The organism is Variovorax sp. F042, assembly GCF_057814215.1.
The window spans coordinates 205,516-220,213 of record NZ_JBVASX010000001.1 but is presented as its reverse complement, the minus strand read 5'-3'; the positions used below and the strand labels follow the sequence as shown (position 1 = coordinate 220,213).

Here is a 14,698-nt window from a genome sequence, read left to right as displayed (position 1 = left end):
CCCCGCGCCTGCCGCGCCTTTCCCCTGCGCTTTTGCCCCCTTTCGCCGGGCCGCAAAGGACGGGCGGGATAATCGCCCCTACGGTTCCTCTTTCATGATCACTCTCAAAAACGTCATTCTTCGCCGCAGCGCCAAGGTTCTGCTCGACGGCGCCACCGTCACCCTCAACCCCGGCGAAAAGGTCGGCCTGGTGGGGCGCAACGGCGCCGGCAAGTCGACCCTGTTCGCCCTGCTCAACGGCACGCTGCACGAAGACGGCGGCGATTTCTCGGTGCCCAAGCACTGGCGCATGGCCCAGGTGGCGCAGAACATGCCCGAAACCGAAGAGTCGGCAACCGACTTCGTGGTGGGCGGCGACACCCGCCTGACCGAGCTGCGCGAGTCGCTGGCCGCCATCGAGGCCGCCTACACCGAGAACCCCGACGACGCCGACATCGGCATGGAGCTGGCCCACGCTTACACCGACCTGGCCGACGCCGGCGAGCACGACGCCGTGCCGCGCGCACAGGCGCTCATCCTGGGGCTGGGCTTCAAGTCGCACGAGCTCGACGAGCCCGTCAACAGCTTCTCCGGCGGCTGGCGCATGCGCCTGCAGCTGGCCCGCGCGCTGATGTGCCCGAGCGACCTGCTGCTGCTCGACGAACCCACCAACCACCTGGACCTGGACGCGCTCGTCTGGCTCGAAGCCTGGCTGCAGAAGTACCCGGGCACCATGATCGTCATCAGCCACGACCGCGAGTTTCTCGACGCCGTGACCGACGTCACCCTGCACATCGCCAACGCCCAGCTCACGCGCTACGGCGGCAACTACAGCAAGTTCGAGGACATGCGCGCGCTGCAGATGGAGCAGCAGCAGGTCGCCTTCAGCAAGCAGCAGGACAAGATCGCCCACCTGCAGAAGTTCATCGACCGCTTCAAGGCCAAGGCCAGCAAGGCCAAGCAGGCGCAAAGCCGGGTCAAGGCGCTGGAGCGCATGGAGCGCGTGGCACCGCTGCTGGCCGAGGCCGATTTCACCTTCGAGTTCAAGGAGCCGGGCAACATTCCCAACCCGATGCTGTCGATCAGCAACGCGAGTTTCGGCTACGAGATCGAGAACGAAGAGCCTAAAACCATCCTGCGCGGCGTCAGCCGCTCGGTGCTGGCGGGCCAGCGCATCGGCATCCTGGGCGCCAACGGCCAGGGCAAGTCGACGCTGGTGAAGACCATCGCGCGCGAAATGGGCGCGCTGGCCGGCCAGGTGACCGAGGGCAAGGGCCTGAACATCGGCTACTTCGCGCAACAGGAACTCGACGTGCTGCGCCCGCAAGACACCCCGCTCGAACACATGGTGCGCATGGCGCGCGAACTCGGCAGCAGCGTGAAGGAAGCCACTGGCGAGCAGGCGCTGCGCGGCTTCCTCGGCAGCTTCAACTTCAGCGGCGACATGGTCAAGCAAGCCGTGGGCACCATGAGCGGCGGCGAAAAAGCCCGCCTCGTGCTGGCAATGATGGTGTGGCAGCGCCCCAACCTGCTGCTGCTCGACGAGCCCACCAACCACCTGGACCTCGCCACCCGCGAAGCCCTGGCCGTGGCGCTCAACGAGTTCGAGGGCACGCTGATGCTGGTGAGCCACGACCGTGCGCTGCTGCGCTCGGTGTGCGACGAGTTCTGGCTGGTGGGCCGCGGCGTGGTCGGTGACTTCGACGGCGACCTGGACGACTACCAGCGCTACCTGCTCGACGAAGCCAAGCGCCTGCGCGAAGAGGCCAAGGTGGCCGTGCGCGAGGCCGTCAGCGCGGCGGCTGCGGCCGCTGCTGCGCCGCCGGTGGCCGCGCCCGCCGCCCCGCAGCAGCGCAAGCAAGACGCGCAAGAGCGCCAGCAGCGCAGCGACCAGGCCAAGCCGATCAAGCGCGAGATCGCCCAGATCGACGAACGCCTGGCCGCGGCCGGCACCGAGCGCACCGCGCTCGAGGCGCGCCTGGCGCAACCGCTGCCTTCGGTCGAGATCGCCGAAGCCGGCAAGCGGCTGAAGGCGCTCAACGATGAAATCGGCCGCCTCGAAGAGCGCTGGCTGGCCCTGTCGGACCAGCTGGAAGCGCTCGCGGCCTGAGCCTGGAAGCCGACAACAAGGGAGTCGCTGGATGCCGTCTGCAATCGAACTGGCCCGGGGTGACGAAAAACTCATCGCCGCCGTGCACCGCAGCCGCCGCCTCATCACCCGCAAGGCGCTGATGGCGGCCGCAGCCAGCGCCGTTCCCCTGCCCGGCATCGACTGGATGGCCGACGCCGCGCTGCTCTCGCGGCTGGTACCGCAGATCAGCGCGGAATTCGGCCTTTCGGTCACCCAGGTCGAAAAGCTCGCGCCGCACCAGCGCGAGCGCATCCAGAAGGCCGCGACCACGGTCGGCGCCCTGCTGGTCGGGCGGCTCGTCACGCGCGACCTGCTGATCCGGCTGGCAAAGCACGCGGGCGTGCGCCTCACCGCCAAGCAGGCGACCAAGTACGTGCCCATTGCGGGGCAGATCGTGTCGGCCGCGCTCGGCTATGCGGCGCTGCGGGCGCTCGGCGAGCAGCACATCAAGGACTGCGTGCGCGTCAGCTCCACCCTCGCTCTCGCGCCGCCCGAACCGCACGCGAGCGCCTGAGCGCCTCGCGGTCGAACAGCACCTGCGCCGCCCACGCCGCGCAGACCAGCCCGAAGCAGCCGCCGCCAGCGATGGCCGGGTGCGCCGCGATCAGCCCGACAACCAGCCCCGCCAGGGACAGCAGCGCCAGCAGCACGCACAGCGCGCGGTCGAGCCACAGGCCCGACGGCAATCGTCTGCGGCGCACGGCCTATTCATTCATTGATCGATGGCTGGCGAAAGCCCTGCGGCGAGGGCTTGAGCGCTTCTTCTTTCATCCGCTGCTCGTAGGCCGCCAGCAGCGCGAGGTAGTGGCGCGACATGACGTCGCCCACCCTCCCCAGGCCGATCTTGCTGACCGTTGGCTGCGGAATTCCGGTTCTCTGTTCGATCTGCTTCTGCGTGAGCCCCATGGCCCTCAGCGCCAGCACCAACTCGCGTGGCTTCATGGCATTACTCCCTTTTTTTAATATTCTAGAGTTTGGGAAGAATATTCGTTTGGGCTTAAATCCCCAACCGATGGAGAGCATTGCCACACGCGCATTGGCTGCGCGCAAATTCGCCAAGATGACGCAGAAGCAGGCCGAAGCGGCTTCCGGCGTCAAACAGTCCAGCATTTCCAAGATCGAGCGGGGGGACGTCAGCCGGTCGATGAGCGTGCTCGCGCTGGCACGCGCCTACCGCGCCGACCCGCACTGGCTCGACACCGGCGACGGCCCCGCCCCCTGGGACGAAGACCAGATCCGCCAGGCCCGCGACAAGGCCAACGAGCCGCCGGGCCCGTACCGGGTGACGCACATAGCGCCGTTGATTCCGTCGTTCTCGCCCCGCACGCCCGGCACCGTGCCCCTTATTTCCTGGGCGGATGCCGCCAACTGGGACAGCCACGAAGTCTCGCAACAGCCGCGTGCCGAGCGCTGGATTCCCTGCATCGCCCACCACAGCCTCCAGAGCTACGCCCTGCGCGTGCGCGGCGACAGCATGACGGCGTCCAGCGGCCACCTGAAGAGCTATCCCGCAGAGTCGATCGTGTTCGTCGATACGTCGCTGAGGAAGCCCGAGGACGGCGAACGCATCATCGCGAAGCTCGAGGACAGCGGCGAAGTCACGTTCAAGGTCTACAAGGAAGACGACGGCCGACGCTGGCTGCTGCCGCTGAATCCGAAGCACGAGCCAGTGCGCGAGGCCTTCACCGTGCTGGGCACCGTCGTCGGCAAATGGGAAGACGAAGACTGAGCGCAGACGGTCCAAAAATTAGCGAGGAATGAGCCTGGAACAAGATTCCAGCGAGGTCAGGTTGCGTGCAGGTTCACAGGCGATATTCATGTCTCTCCCTGTGGCCTGCATCCTCTGATCCTCCCTCCTCCAGCAGGTCACCTTCAAGCCCGCCTAGTGCGGGCTTTTTTTTGCTCGCCCCCAGGCTGCGCGCACTTCGTGTCGCTTCTCCTTCCCCCTACCGGGGGCAACACCTGAGGCCCGGCGGAGCCGGTTCCTCGGTGTTTCTGGAAGGGGGCGGGGGCGCCTTGCTTATTTGGGGAGCAGCACTTTGTTGACCACGTGGATCACGCCGTTCGACTGGTAGACGTTGGGAATCGTCACCGTGGCGGTGCCGCCTTTCTCGTCGGTGAGGGTGATCTTGCCGCTCTTTTCCTTGGCTACGAGCGTGCCGCCGGCCACGGTCTTGAGTTCGGCCGAGCCCTTGCCGGCCTTGATCTCTTTCTTCAGCGCGGCTGCGTCCAGCTTGCCGGCCACCACGTGGTAGGTCAGCACGCCGGTCAGGGCGTCTTTGCTTTCGGGCTTGAGCAGGGTATCGACGGTGCCGGCCGGCAGTGCGGCGAAGGCGGCGTTGGTGGGCGCGAACACGGTGAACGGACCGGGGCCCTTGAGCGTGTCGACCAGGCCAGCAGCCTTGACTGCGGCAACCAACGTCGTGTGGTCCTTGGAGTTGACTGCGTTGTCGATGATGTCCTTGGTCGGCAACATCGGCGCGCCGCCCACCATGACCGAAGCCGCGAGGGCCGAGACCGCGCCGGCAGACAGTGCGATGGCGAGAGAGACGGCGGCGAGGCGATGAAGTTTGCGCTGCATGAAGATGCTCCTGGTTGAATGAATGACCGACCACCGCGAAATGGCAGCGGCTGTCTTCAATACGGGAGCCCGCGCGGAACAGATTCGGCAACGGCGAAAAGAAAAAGGAAAGCAAAGGACTGCATTCCGGTAGCCGCGGTTCGCGCCGTGCCCATGCATTTCGCACCACGCAGTGCAAATTTCGTCGCATCGCTCTTGCGGCGTGGAGCGCAGACGACGACATTTCAGGAAAGTCAGGTATCCCGGACGGTCCGGGTGTACAACCGCTGCCCCATGCCAAATCAAGAAAACAATGCGTTGGAGGGTCCCCCCAGTTCTCCGCGCGCGGCTTCCGCGCGCCGGCGGATGGGGCGGCCTGCCCAGGGTGCCTTGCTCGGTGCCGTCCTGCTGCTGTTGAGCGCCTGTGCGGTCGGCCCCGACTTCAAGACGCCCGACCTGCCGGCCGCCGCCAGCGGCGCCGACTACACGCCCGCGCCTATGCCCGCGCGCACCGCACAGGCCAACGTGCCGGCCGGCCAGGCCCAGGAACTGCTGCCGGGCCGTGACATTCCCGCGCAGTGGTGGGACGTGTTTCACTCGGAGCCGCTCGACCAGCTGATCCGCGCCTCGCTCGCGCAAAGCCCCACGCTGGCTTCTGCGCAGGCCGCATTGCGCCAGGCCGAAGCGACGTACGACGCCAAGTCGGGCAACCTGCTGTGGCCGCAGGTCACGGGACAGCTCGGCGTGCAGCGCGAGCGCGCATCCGAAGTCAGCACGCAGGTGCCGGGCGGCCAGTTGCTCACGCTGTACAACGCCTCGGTCAACGTCAGCTACAACCTCGACGTGTTCGGCGGCTCGCGCCGGCAGATCGAAGGCGAACGGGCCGCGGTGGAAGCGCAGCGCTATCAGGTCGAGGCGGTCTACCTCACGCTGACCTCGAACCTTGTCACCACCGCCATCCGCGAAGCCTCGCTGCGCGCGCAGCTGCAGGCTGTGCGCGAGGTGCTGCAGGCGCAGCGCGAGCAGCTGAACGTGATCGAAAAGCAGTTCGACACCGGCGCGATCGCGAAGTCGATCGTGCTGCAGCAGCGCACGCAGGTCGCACAGACCGAAGCCACAGTGCCGCCCATCGAGAAATCGCTCGCGCAGACGCGCCACCAGCTCGCGGTATTCGCGGGCCGGCTGCCGTCCGAAGCGGGCCTGCCCGAGTTCGACCTGGCTAGCCTCTCGCTGCCGCAGGCGCTGCCGCTGTCTCTGCCCTCCGAACTCGCGCGCCAGCGCCCCGACGTGCGTGCCAGCGAGGCTCAACTGCACCAGGCCAGCGCGGCAGTCGGCGTGGCCACAGCCAACCTCTATCCGCAGATCCAGCTGAGCGCCAGCTACGGCAACAGCGCCTTGCGGGCGCGCGACCTGTTCACCGGCCCGACCACCCTGTGGAGCATCGGCGCCGGGCTCACGCAGCCGATCTTCAACGGAGGGGCCCTGCGCGCGCAGCAGCGCGCGGCGGTCGCGGCCTACGACTCGGCGGCGGCGCAGTACCGCAATACAGTGCTCGGCGCCTTCCAGAACGTGGCCGATGCCTTGCGCGCACTGGAACTCGACGCCAATGCCCTGCAGACCCAGGCCACGGCCGAATCCCTTGCAAGGCAGTCGCTCGACCTGTCGACCGCGCAGTTCCGTGCCGGCGCGGTGAGCTACGTCACGCTGCTGACCGCGCAGCAGGCCTGGCTGCAGACGCACACCGCGCTGGTGCAGGCGCAGGCCGCGCGCTATGCCGACACCGCCGCCCTCTTCCAGGCGCTCGGAGGCGGCTGGTGGAACCGTGGCGCGCTGGCCGATGCGGTGATCGCACCGGGGCAGCAACCTGCGGCACAGCCCGCCGCACAGAACTGACCGAACACCTCCATCAAATAACACGAAGAAAAGCCTACCTATGACCCGGAGAATGATCATCATGATCGGCTGCGTGCTGCTGCTGGTCGCCGCGCTCGCGCTCGGCAAGTTCCTGCAGATCCGCGCGCTGATCGCGGCCGTGCCCAAGCCGGCGCCGCAGACGGTGTCGACGGCCCAGGTGCAGAAGCTGCAGTGGCAGACGCAGTTCACCGCGGTCGGCACGCTGAACCCGGTGCGCGGCGCCGACCTCAGCACCGAAGTGGCGGGCCTGGTGCGCACGGTGCACTTCAAGTCGGGCCAGGACGTGAAGGCCGGCGCGCTGCTGGTCGAGCTCAATGCCGACTCCGACATCGCCCTGCTGCATTCGGCCGAAGCCGCCGCCGCGCAGGCCGCCACCGTGCTCAAGCGCGACCAGGCGCAGCTGGCTGTGCAGGCCGTGAGCCAGGCGCAGATCGACGCCGACACCAACGACCTGAAGGCCAAGCGCGCACAGGTCGAGCAACAGGCGGCCGTGGTGGCGAAGAAGTCGATCCGCGCGCCCTTCTCGGGTCGCCTCGGCATCACCGCGCTGAACCCGGGCCAGTACGTGAACGCGGGCGACAAGCTCGTGACGCTGCAGACGCTGGACCCGATCTACGCCGACTTCTCGCTGCCGCAGCAGCAGCTCGCGGGCCTCGCGGTGGGCCAGGTGGTGAACCTGACTGTCGACACCTTCCCGGGCCAGAGCTTCACCGGCAAGATCAACGCGATCAGCCCGAAGGTGGATTCCGCCACGCGCAACGTGCAGGTCGAGGCCACGGTGTCGAACCCCAAGCTGCTGCTGCTGCCCGGCATGTTCGCGAACGTGAAGATCGACATTGGCGGCGTGCAGGAGCAGCTGACGCTGCCGTCCACCGCCGTCACCTACAACCCGTACGGCTCCACGGTGTACGTGGTGAAGGAAGCCGAGCCGCCAAAGGCTGGTTCTGCCGGTGCTGCAGGTACGCCGGCCCCCGCGGCCAACCCGTCGGGCAAGCCGCAGCTCATCGCCGAGCAGGTCTTCATCGAGACCGGCCCGACGCGCGGCGACCAGATCTCCATCGTCAAGGGGCTGAAAGCCGGCCAGGTGGTGGTGAGCAGCGGACAGAACAAGCTGAAGAACGGCTCGCCCGTGACGGTGGACAACAGCGTGCAGCCCACCAACGACGCGGCGCCGACGCCGCAGGAAAAGTGAGGCATCCCGCATGAACTTCACCGACATCTTCATCCGCCGGCCCGTGCTGGCGATGGTGGTGAGCCTGCTGATCGTGGTGCTGGGGCTGCGCGCACTGGCCGGCCTGCCGGTCAACCAGTATCCGAAGACCGAGAACGGCGTGGTCACCATCAGCACCGCCTACTACGGCGCCGACGCGGCCACGGTCGCAGGCTTCATCACGCAGCCGCTCGAAGCCGCCGTGTCGCAGGCGCAGGGTATCGACTACCTGTCGTCGTCGAGCAGCCTGGGCGTGTCGACCATCACCGCCACGCTGCGGCTGAACTACGACTCGAACCGCGCGCTGACCGAGATCAACACGCAGGTGAACTCCGTGCGCAACCAGCTGCCGCCGCAGGCGCAGCAGCCGGTGCTCACGGTGGCCACGGGCCAAACCACCGATGCCATGTACATCGGCTTCTACAGCGACACGCTGCCCAACAACAACGTGACCGACTTCCTGGTGCGCGTGGTGCAGCCCAAGCTCAACGCCATTGCGGGCGTGCAGACTGCCGAAATCCTCGGTGCGCGCACCTTCGCGCTGCGGGCCTGGCTCGACGCGCAGAAGATGGCCGCCTACGGCGTGACCGCCACCGACGTGAGCACCGCGCTCGCCGCCAACAACTACCTGGCGGCCGTGGGCACCAGCAAGGGCCAGATGGTGAGCGTGCCGCTCACGGCCGGCACTTCGCTGCACAGCGTGGACGAGTTCAAGCAGCTCTCTGTGAAGAGCAGCAACGGCGCCATCGTGCGGCTGCAGGACGTGGCCAATGTCACGCTCGGCTCTGAGAACTACGACTTCAACGTGGCCTTCAACGGCGTGCGCTCGGTGTTCATCGGCATCAAGGTCGCGCCCGAGGCCAACATCCTCGAAGTGGCCAAACAGGTTCGCACCGTGTTCCCCGACCTGCAGGCCCAGTTGCCCACGGGCCTGACCGGAAAGATCGTCTACGACTCGACCGACTTCATCAACACCTCCATCAGCGAAGTGATCAAGACGCTGGTCGAGGCGCTGATCATCGTGACGGTGGTGATCTATCTCTTCCTGGGCAGCTTCCGCGCGGTGGTGGTGCCGGTGATTGCCATGCCGCTGTCGCTGATCGGCACTTTCTTCGTGATGCTGGTGCTTGGCTACTCCATCAACCTGCTCACGCTGCTGGCGCTGGTGCTGGCGATCGGGCTGGTGGTGGACGACGCGATCATCGTGGTGGAGAACGTCGACCGGCACATGCGGGAGGGCAAGTCGCCGATGCAGGCTTCGCTGCTCGCGGCACGTGAACTGGGCGGGCCCATTCTTGCCATGACGGTGGTGCTGGTTGCGGTGTACGTGCCCATCGGTTTCCAGGGCGGGCTGACCGGATCGCTGTTCACCGAATTCGCGTTCACGCTCGCGGGCTCGGTGGTGGTGTCGGGCGTGGTTGCGCTCACGCTGTCGCCGATGATGTGCTCGCGCTTCTTCAAGCCCGAGCAGGACACCGGCAAGTTCGCGACTTTCATCGAGCACACCTTCGAACGCGTGCACCGCCGCTACCAGCTGATATTGCGCGGCGTGCTGAAGACCTGGCCGGTGATGATCGTGATGGGCGCCATCCTCGTGGCGCTGCTGTTCGTGATGTTCAAGATGTCGAAGTCGGAGCTTGCGCCCGAGGAAGACCAGGGCATCGTGCTGTCGCAGGTGGTGGGCGCCCCCACGGCCACCATCAACCAGATGCAGACCTATGCGGACCAGATCTTCAAGGTTGCGCACGACACGCCCGAATACGCGCAGCTGTTCCAGCTGACCGGCGTGCCGAGCACCAACGCGGGCATTGCCGGCGTGCTGCTCAAGCCCTGGGACCAGCGCACGCGCAGCGCGCACGAGATCCAGGCCGATCTGCAGAACCGCTGGAACGGCATTGCGGGCGCGAAGGTCGTGGCCTTCCAGTTCCCGGCGCTGCCGGGTGCCTCGGGCCTGCCGGTGCAGTTCGTCATCAAGACGACCGAGCCCTTCGAGAACCTGAACACGCTCGCGCAGCAGATCATGGACAAGGCGCGCGCGGACGGAAAGTTCTACTACATCGATGCCGACCTGAAGATCGACCTGCCGCAGGCCACCGTGGTGGTCGACCGCGACAAGATCGCCACGCTGGGCATCACGCAGCAGGACGTGGGCAACGCGATGGGCGCCGCGCTGGGCGGCGGGTATGTCAACTACTTCTCGATCTCGGGCCGCTCGTACAAGGTGATCCCGCAGGTGCAGCAGGTCGACCGGCTCAACCCGTCTGACGTGCTCAACTTCTACATCAAGACCCCGAACGGCGTGGTGCCAGCAAGCACGGTCGCTAGCCTGAAGTACACCGTGCAGCCCGAGACGGTGAACCACTTCCAGCAGCTCAACTCCGTGACCATCCAGGGCGTGCCCAGCGGCACGCAGGGCGAAACGCTGGAGTACCTGCGCGGCGTGGTGCAGCAGCTGGCGCCCAGCGGCTACACCGTCGACTACTCGGGCCAGTCGCGCCAGTTCGTGCAGGAGTCGGGCAACTTCGCCATCACCTTCCTGTTCGCGCTGATCATCGTGTTCCTGGCGCTGGCGGCGCAGTTCGAGAGCTTCCGCGACCCGGTGGTGATCCTGGTGTCGGTGCCGCTGGCCCTCTTCGGCGCAATGATCTTCATCTTCTGGGGCTTTGCCTCGATGAACATCTACACGCAGGTGGGGCTGGTCACGCTGATGGGGCTGATCAGCAAGCACGGCATCCTGATCGTCGAAGTGGCGAACCGGCTGCAGAAACAGGGGCTGAGCAAGCTCGACGCCATCGTCGAGGCGGCCGGCACGCGGCTGCGCCCGATCCTGATGACCACCGCGGCAATGGTGTTCGGCGTGCTGCCGCTGGTCATTGCCTCGGGCGCCGGCGCGGCCGGGCGCAAGGCGATGGGCATCGTGATCTTCAGCGGGCTGTCGATCGGCACGCTGTTCACCTTGTTTGTCGTGCCTGCGATGTACCTGTTCATCGCGGCGCGGCATCAGAAGGAAGAAAGCGCGGAGAACCCGCCGGAACAACCGGCGTTGCCAGGGGCGGTAGCACCGGAGGCCTGAGCCTTCGGGCCAGGTCGCACCGGTCGAGCCCGCTGCCGTGAAAGCAGCGGGCTTTTTCGTTTCAGAATTGCAGCAACGACTCTTGAAGTACTGAAGACGTGCCCCTCTTCCATCTCCCGGCAATGCGCGGTGGCCTGCTGGCCCTCGCGGCCGCGGCACTCTTCGGCATCAGCACGCCGTTGGTCCAGCGCGCGGGCGCGGGACTCGGCGCCTTCACCACCGCCGCCCTGCTCTACGCCGGCGCCGCGTTCATGGGCGCCTGGCTGCGCCAGCCGGTGGAACGCGAAGCAGCGCTGCGCCGCGCCGACTTGAAGCGGCTGTCGTTGATGGCGCTGTTCGGCGCCGTCATCGGCCCCGTGGCGCTCGCCTGGGGCCTGCAGCACACCAGCGGCACCAGCGCCTCGCTCATGCTCGCGCTCGAAGCCTTGTTCACCGCGGTGCTGGCGCGCACGCTCTACCGCGAGGTGATGGACCGCCGGGTGTGGGGCGCGATGCTGTTGCTGCTCGCGGGCGGCATGGTGCTGGTGATCGACCGGGGCCTGAGCGGCGGCGTGCAGCTGCTGGGCCTGCTCGCGGTGCTGGCTGCCACGGCTGCCTGGGGCATCGACAACACCCTGTCGCGCGCGCTGGCCGAGCGCGATCCCGGCCAGGTGGTGCTCGGCAAGTCGCTGCTGGGCGCGGGCGCGACCGCCCTGCTCGCAATTGCGACCGGCGAACCGCTGCCTGGCTGGACCGCGGCCCTGGCTCTGCTCGCCATCGGTGCCAGCGGCTACGGGCTCAGTCTGCGGCTCTACCTGCTGGCGCAGCGTGCCTTCGGCGCGGCGCGCACGGGCTCGGTGTTCGCCTTCGCACCGTTCATCGGCGCAGCGGTCGCCATCGCGCTGGGGGACCGTGCCTTGAGCTGGGGCATGGCAACCGGCGGCTTGCTGATGCTTGCAGGCGTTGCCTTGCACCTGGCCGAATCCCACGGCCATGCGCACGACCACGAGCCGCTCGACCATGAGCACGCGCACCGGCACGACGACGGGCATCACGACCATACGCACGACCCGATGCCGGTGGGCGAGCACAGCCACCCACACCACCACACGCCGCTGCACCACACGCATGCGCACGTGCCGGACGCGCACCACGCGCATCCGCACTGAAGAAGAACCCTCGGGCTCGATGAAGCGCAAGACCAGCCGGCCGCGCGCAGCTCCTCAGCGCAGCCCGGGCACCAGGGTCGCCAGCAGCCCGACGGCCGCGCAGGCGCCGAGCAGCGGCATCACGCCGACCTTGAAGCGAAAGAGCGCCACGGCCGCAGCCACCGCGATGAGCGCGGACAGCGCGTCGAAGCGCCCACCGAAACCTTGCGGCCACAGCACGTGGTACGCGAAGAACAGCGCGAGATTCAGGATCACGCCGACCACCGCGGCCGTAACAGCGGACAGCGGCGCGGTGAACCCGAGCTTGCCGTGCGTGGCCTCGATCAGTGGCCCGCCCGCGAGGATGAAAACGAACGACGGCAGGAAGGTGAAGAAGGTCACCACCGTGGCCGCCAACGCCCCGCCTATGAACAAGGCGCCCGGCCCCGCGACCTGCTGCAGCCAGCCGCCCACGAAGCCGACGAAGGCCACCACCATTATCAGCGGCCCGGGCGTGGTCTCGCCGAGCGCCAGGCCGTCGATCATCTGCGTGCCGTTGAGCCAGTGGTAATACTCGACCGCCCCCTGGTACACATAAGGCAGAACGGCGTAGGCGCCGCCGAAGGTCAACAGCGCAGCCTTGGTGAAGAACCAGCCCATCTGCGCCAGCGCGCTCTGCCAGCCCTGCGTGGCCACGAGCACGCCCACCGCCAGGGCCCACAGGCCGAGTCCCGCTGCCAACACCTTGGCAAGGCGGCCGCGCGTGAAGCGGGCATGCGCGGGGGTCGGCGTGTCATCGTCGATCAGCGCCGGTCCGTAGCCCTGATTGGCGCCGCCATGGCCACCGCCCAGCGCGAACACACCCGGCGCCCGGCGCGCCCCGAGATGGCCGATCAGCGCAGCCCCGATCACGATCGCCGGGAACGGTGTGTCGAAGGCGAAGATGGCCACGAAGGCCGCGCCCGCAATGCCCCACATCCACCAATTCTTCAGTGCCCGCGTGCCGATGCGATGGGCCGCGTGCAGAACCAGCGCAGTGACGGCCGGCTTGATGCCGTAGAAGATGCCGGCCACCGCGGGCACGTTGCCGTAGGCCATGTAGATCCAGGACAGCGCGATCAGGATGAACAGCGACGGCAGCACGAACAGCGCGCCGGCAACAATGCCGCCCCAGGTGCGGTGCATCAGCCAGCCGATGTAGGTGGCCAGCTGCTGGGCCTCGGGGCCGGGCAGCAGCATGCAGTAGTTGAGCGCATGCAGAAAGCGCTTCTCGCTGATCCAGCGCCGCCGCTCGACCAGCTCGGTATGCATGATCGCGATCTGCCCGGCAGGACCGCCGAAGCTGATGAAGCCGAGCTTGAGCCAGAAGCGGAATGCTTCGGCGAAGGATACGGGCTGGATTGGCGCGGAATGCGCGGGAGAGGAGTCAGGCAGTACGGTGTCCACGGATAGCTCCGTTATGAGTCGCCAGCGCTTGGACGGGACACCGTCTTCCTTTGCAGACCGGGAGGCTGTTTCCCCGGGACCGAAATCGTAGCAGACCTATCGGCGTGATGGTGGGGCGCGTATTGGGCGCGGTGCTCGGCAAGCGAGCGGAGATCATTGGCGGCCTCGTGCTGATCGGGATCGGCGTGTTGATCCTCTATGAGCACCTGAACGGTCTGGCTTGATCGCGCGCAGAAAAAATCCCCGCGTGCACAAGGCAGGCGGGGATTCTTGAAAGTCTGGTAGGACGTACTGGATTCGAACCAGTGACCAACGGATTAAAAGTCCGCTGCTCTACCAACTGAGCTAACGTCCCAAACCTTTTTTATTCTTGCTCTTGCCGACGTTGAATCCGGCAAAGCCAAAGATTATAGCGCGACGTTTGACGCGATTTTGTCGAGCACCCAACCTGCAGCGCATTGACCGAAGGTTGCCGTCACGCTCACCACCGAGCCGTAGCCGTGGCAGTTGAGTGAACCGTCGCCTTCGATTGCGCACGACGCATCCGGCGGCGCCACGCTTTCGCGGCTGAAGACGCAGGCAACGCCGATCTTGCGGCCTTCACGCGGGGCACCATGCTCCTTGCGCAGGCGCTGACGCAACTGCGCAAGCAGCGGGTCGTGCGTGACGAGCGATAGATCGTCGATGTCGACCTTGTGCGCCTGCCGCTTGCCGCCCGCCGCGCCCACCGTGACGAACGCCGTGCGCGACGATGCACGCGCCCATGCCGCCATGGCCACCTTGGCCTTCACCTGGTCGCAGGCATCGATGACGGCCGTTGCCGGCCCGTTCGCAGCCTGTGCCGCGTCGAGCAGCGAGAGCCAGTTGCCGGGCTCGACGAACTCGTCGATCGCCTGCACCTTGCACTCGGGGTTGATCTGCGCGATGCGGTCGCGCATGGCTTCGACCTTGGCCTGCCCCACGGTCGCATCGAGTGCGTGGATCTGGCGGTTGATGTTCGACTCCGACACATGATCGAGGTCAATCATGGTCAGCCGCCCCACCCCGCTGCGCGCCAGCGCCTCGACCGCCCACGAGCCCACGCCGCCGATGCCGACGACCAGCACGTGCGCGTTGCGGATGCGCGCGGCACCGGCCACGCCATACAGCCGCTCGAGCCCACCGAAGCGGCGCGCAAAGTCAGGCGCCGCGGTGTCGGTGACGACATCCGCGGCGGCAGGAGGAGTGGTGAACGCGGCAGCGATGATGGCGCTCAAGC

12 protein-coding genes, 1 tRNA gene and 1 pseudogene are annotated in these 14,698 nt (G+C 67.1%); 8 read left to right on the top strand and 6 right to left on the bottom strand.

Going from position 1 to position 14,698, the window contains the following annotated elements; genetic code table 11:
- Positions 1 to 94 precede the first annotated feature (94 nt).
- Both ACZYSP_RS01085 and ACZYSP_RS01080 read left to right on the top strand, forming a co-directional pair.
- On the top strand, positions 95 to 2,089 hold the full coding sequence (locus ACZYSP_RS01085; RefSeq protein ID WP_489012820.1) for an ABC-F family ATP-binding cassette domain-containing protein: 1,995 nt from the start codon (positions 95 to 97) through the stop codon (positions 2,087 to 2,089).
- A gap of 31 nt (positions 2,090 to 2,120) precedes the next feature.
- Positions 2,121 to 2,624, top strand: a complete 504-nt coding sequence (locus tag ACZYSP_RS01080; RefSeq protein ID WP_093054693.1) for a hypothetical protein — start codon at positions 2,121 to 2,123, stop codon at positions 2,622 to 2,624.
- Here ACZYSP_RS01080 and ACZYSP_RS01075 read toward each other — a convergent pair.
- Both ACZYSP_RS01075 and ACZYSP_RS01070 read right to left on the bottom strand, forming a co-directional pair.
- Entirely contained in the window at positions 2,575 to 2,811 is a 237-nt protein-coding gene (locus ACZYSP_RS01075) for a hypothetical protein (RefSeq protein WP_143042582.1), read from the bottom strand. The two genes, ACZYSP_RS01080 and ACZYSP_RS01075, sit on opposite strands and share 50 nt — an antisense overlap.
- Positions 2,812 to 2,818: 7 nt before the next feature.
- Entirely contained in the window at positions 2,819 to 3,052 is a 234-nt protein-coding gene (locus tag ACZYSP_RS01070; protein ID WP_093074625.1) for a helix-turn-helix domain-containing protein, read from the bottom strand.
- 70 nt (positions 3,053 to 3,122) lie between these two features.
- Between ACZYSP_RS01070 and ACZYSP_RS01065 the strand changes: the two genes are divergently transcribed.
- Positions 3,123 to 3,839, top strand: coding sequence for a helix-turn-helix domain-containing protein (locus ACZYSP_RS01065; RefSeq protein WP_093054687.1), 717 nt, complete (start codon positions 3,123 to 3,125; stop codon positions 3,837 to 3,839).
- 291 nt (positions 3,840 to 4,130) lie between these two features.
- Here ACZYSP_RS01065 and ACZYSP_RS01060 read toward each other — a convergent pair whose 3' ends face one another.
- The gene (locus ACZYSP_RS01060) at positions 4,131 to 4,691 is read right to left on the bottom strand and encodes a fasciclin domain-containing protein (RefSeq protein ID WP_093054685.1); all 561 of its coding nucleotides are present in this window, start codon (positions 4,689 to 4,691) and stop codon (positions 4,131 to 4,133) included.
- 369 nt (positions 4,692 to 5,060) lie between these two features.
- Here ACZYSP_RS01060 and ACZYSP_RS01055 point away from each other — a divergent pair, with 369 nt between their 5' ends.
- From ACZYSP_RS01055 to ACZYSP_RS01040, 4 genes are all read left to right on the top strand, one after another.
- Entirely contained in the window at positions 5,061 to 6,563 is a 1,503-nt protein-coding gene (locus tag ACZYSP_RS01055) for an efflux transporter outer membrane subunit (protein WP_093074628.1), read from the top strand.
- Between the two features lie 40 nt (positions 6,564 to 6,603).
- A complete protein-coding gene (locus ACZYSP_RS01050) occupies positions 6,604 to 7,776 on the top strand; it encodes an efflux RND transporter periplasmic adaptor subunit (protein ID WP_093074631.1) in 1,173 nt (390 codons plus the stop codon).
- A gap of 10 nt (positions 7,777 to 7,786) precedes the next feature.
- Positions 7,787 to 10,867, top strand: a complete 3,081-nt coding sequence (locus ACZYSP_RS01045; RefSeq protein ID WP_093054681.1) for an efflux RND transporter permease subunit — start codon at positions 7,787 to 7,789, stop codon at positions 10,865 to 10,867.
- A gap of 122 nt (positions 10,868 to 10,989) precedes the next feature.
- Positions 10,990 to 12,015, top strand: coding sequence for a DMT family transporter (locus ACZYSP_RS01040; protein WP_093074634.1), 1,026 nt, complete (start codon positions 10,990 to 10,992; stop codon positions 12,013 to 12,015).
- Between the two features lie 54 nt (positions 12,016 to 12,069).
- On the opposite strand, the gene chrA is transcribed toward ACZYSP_RS01040, so the two are convergent.
- A complete protein-coding gene (gene chrA, locus ACZYSP_RS01035) occupies positions 12,070 to 13,440 on the bottom strand; it encodes a chromate efflux transporter (RefSeq protein WP_093074637.1) in 1,371 nt (456 codons plus the stop codon).
- 98 nt (positions 13,441 to 13,538) lie between these two features.
- Here chrA and ACZYSP_RS01030 point away from each other — a divergent pair.
- Positions 13,539 to 13,664, top strand: a pseudogene (locus tag ACZYSP_RS01030) (manganese efflux pump); the annotation flags it as partial.
- Positions 13,665 to 13,719: 55 nt separating this feature from the next.
- Here ACZYSP_RS01030 and ACZYSP_RS01025 read toward each other — a convergent pair.
- Both ACZYSP_RS01025 and ACZYSP_RS01020 read right to left on the bottom strand, forming a co-directional pair.
- Positions 13,720 to 13,795 (bottom strand) — tRNA-Lys (locus ACZYSP_RS01025).
- A 52-nt stretch (positions 13,796 to 13,847) separates the two neighbouring features.
- The gene (locus tag ACZYSP_RS01020) at positions 13,848 to 14,696 is read right to left on the bottom strand and encodes a tRNA threonylcarbamoyladenosine dehydratase (RefSeq protein ID WP_093074640.1); all 849 of its coding nucleotides are present in this window, start codon (positions 14,694 to 14,696) and stop codon (positions 13,848 to 13,850) included.
- Positions 14,697 to 14,698 lie beyond the last annotated feature (2 nt).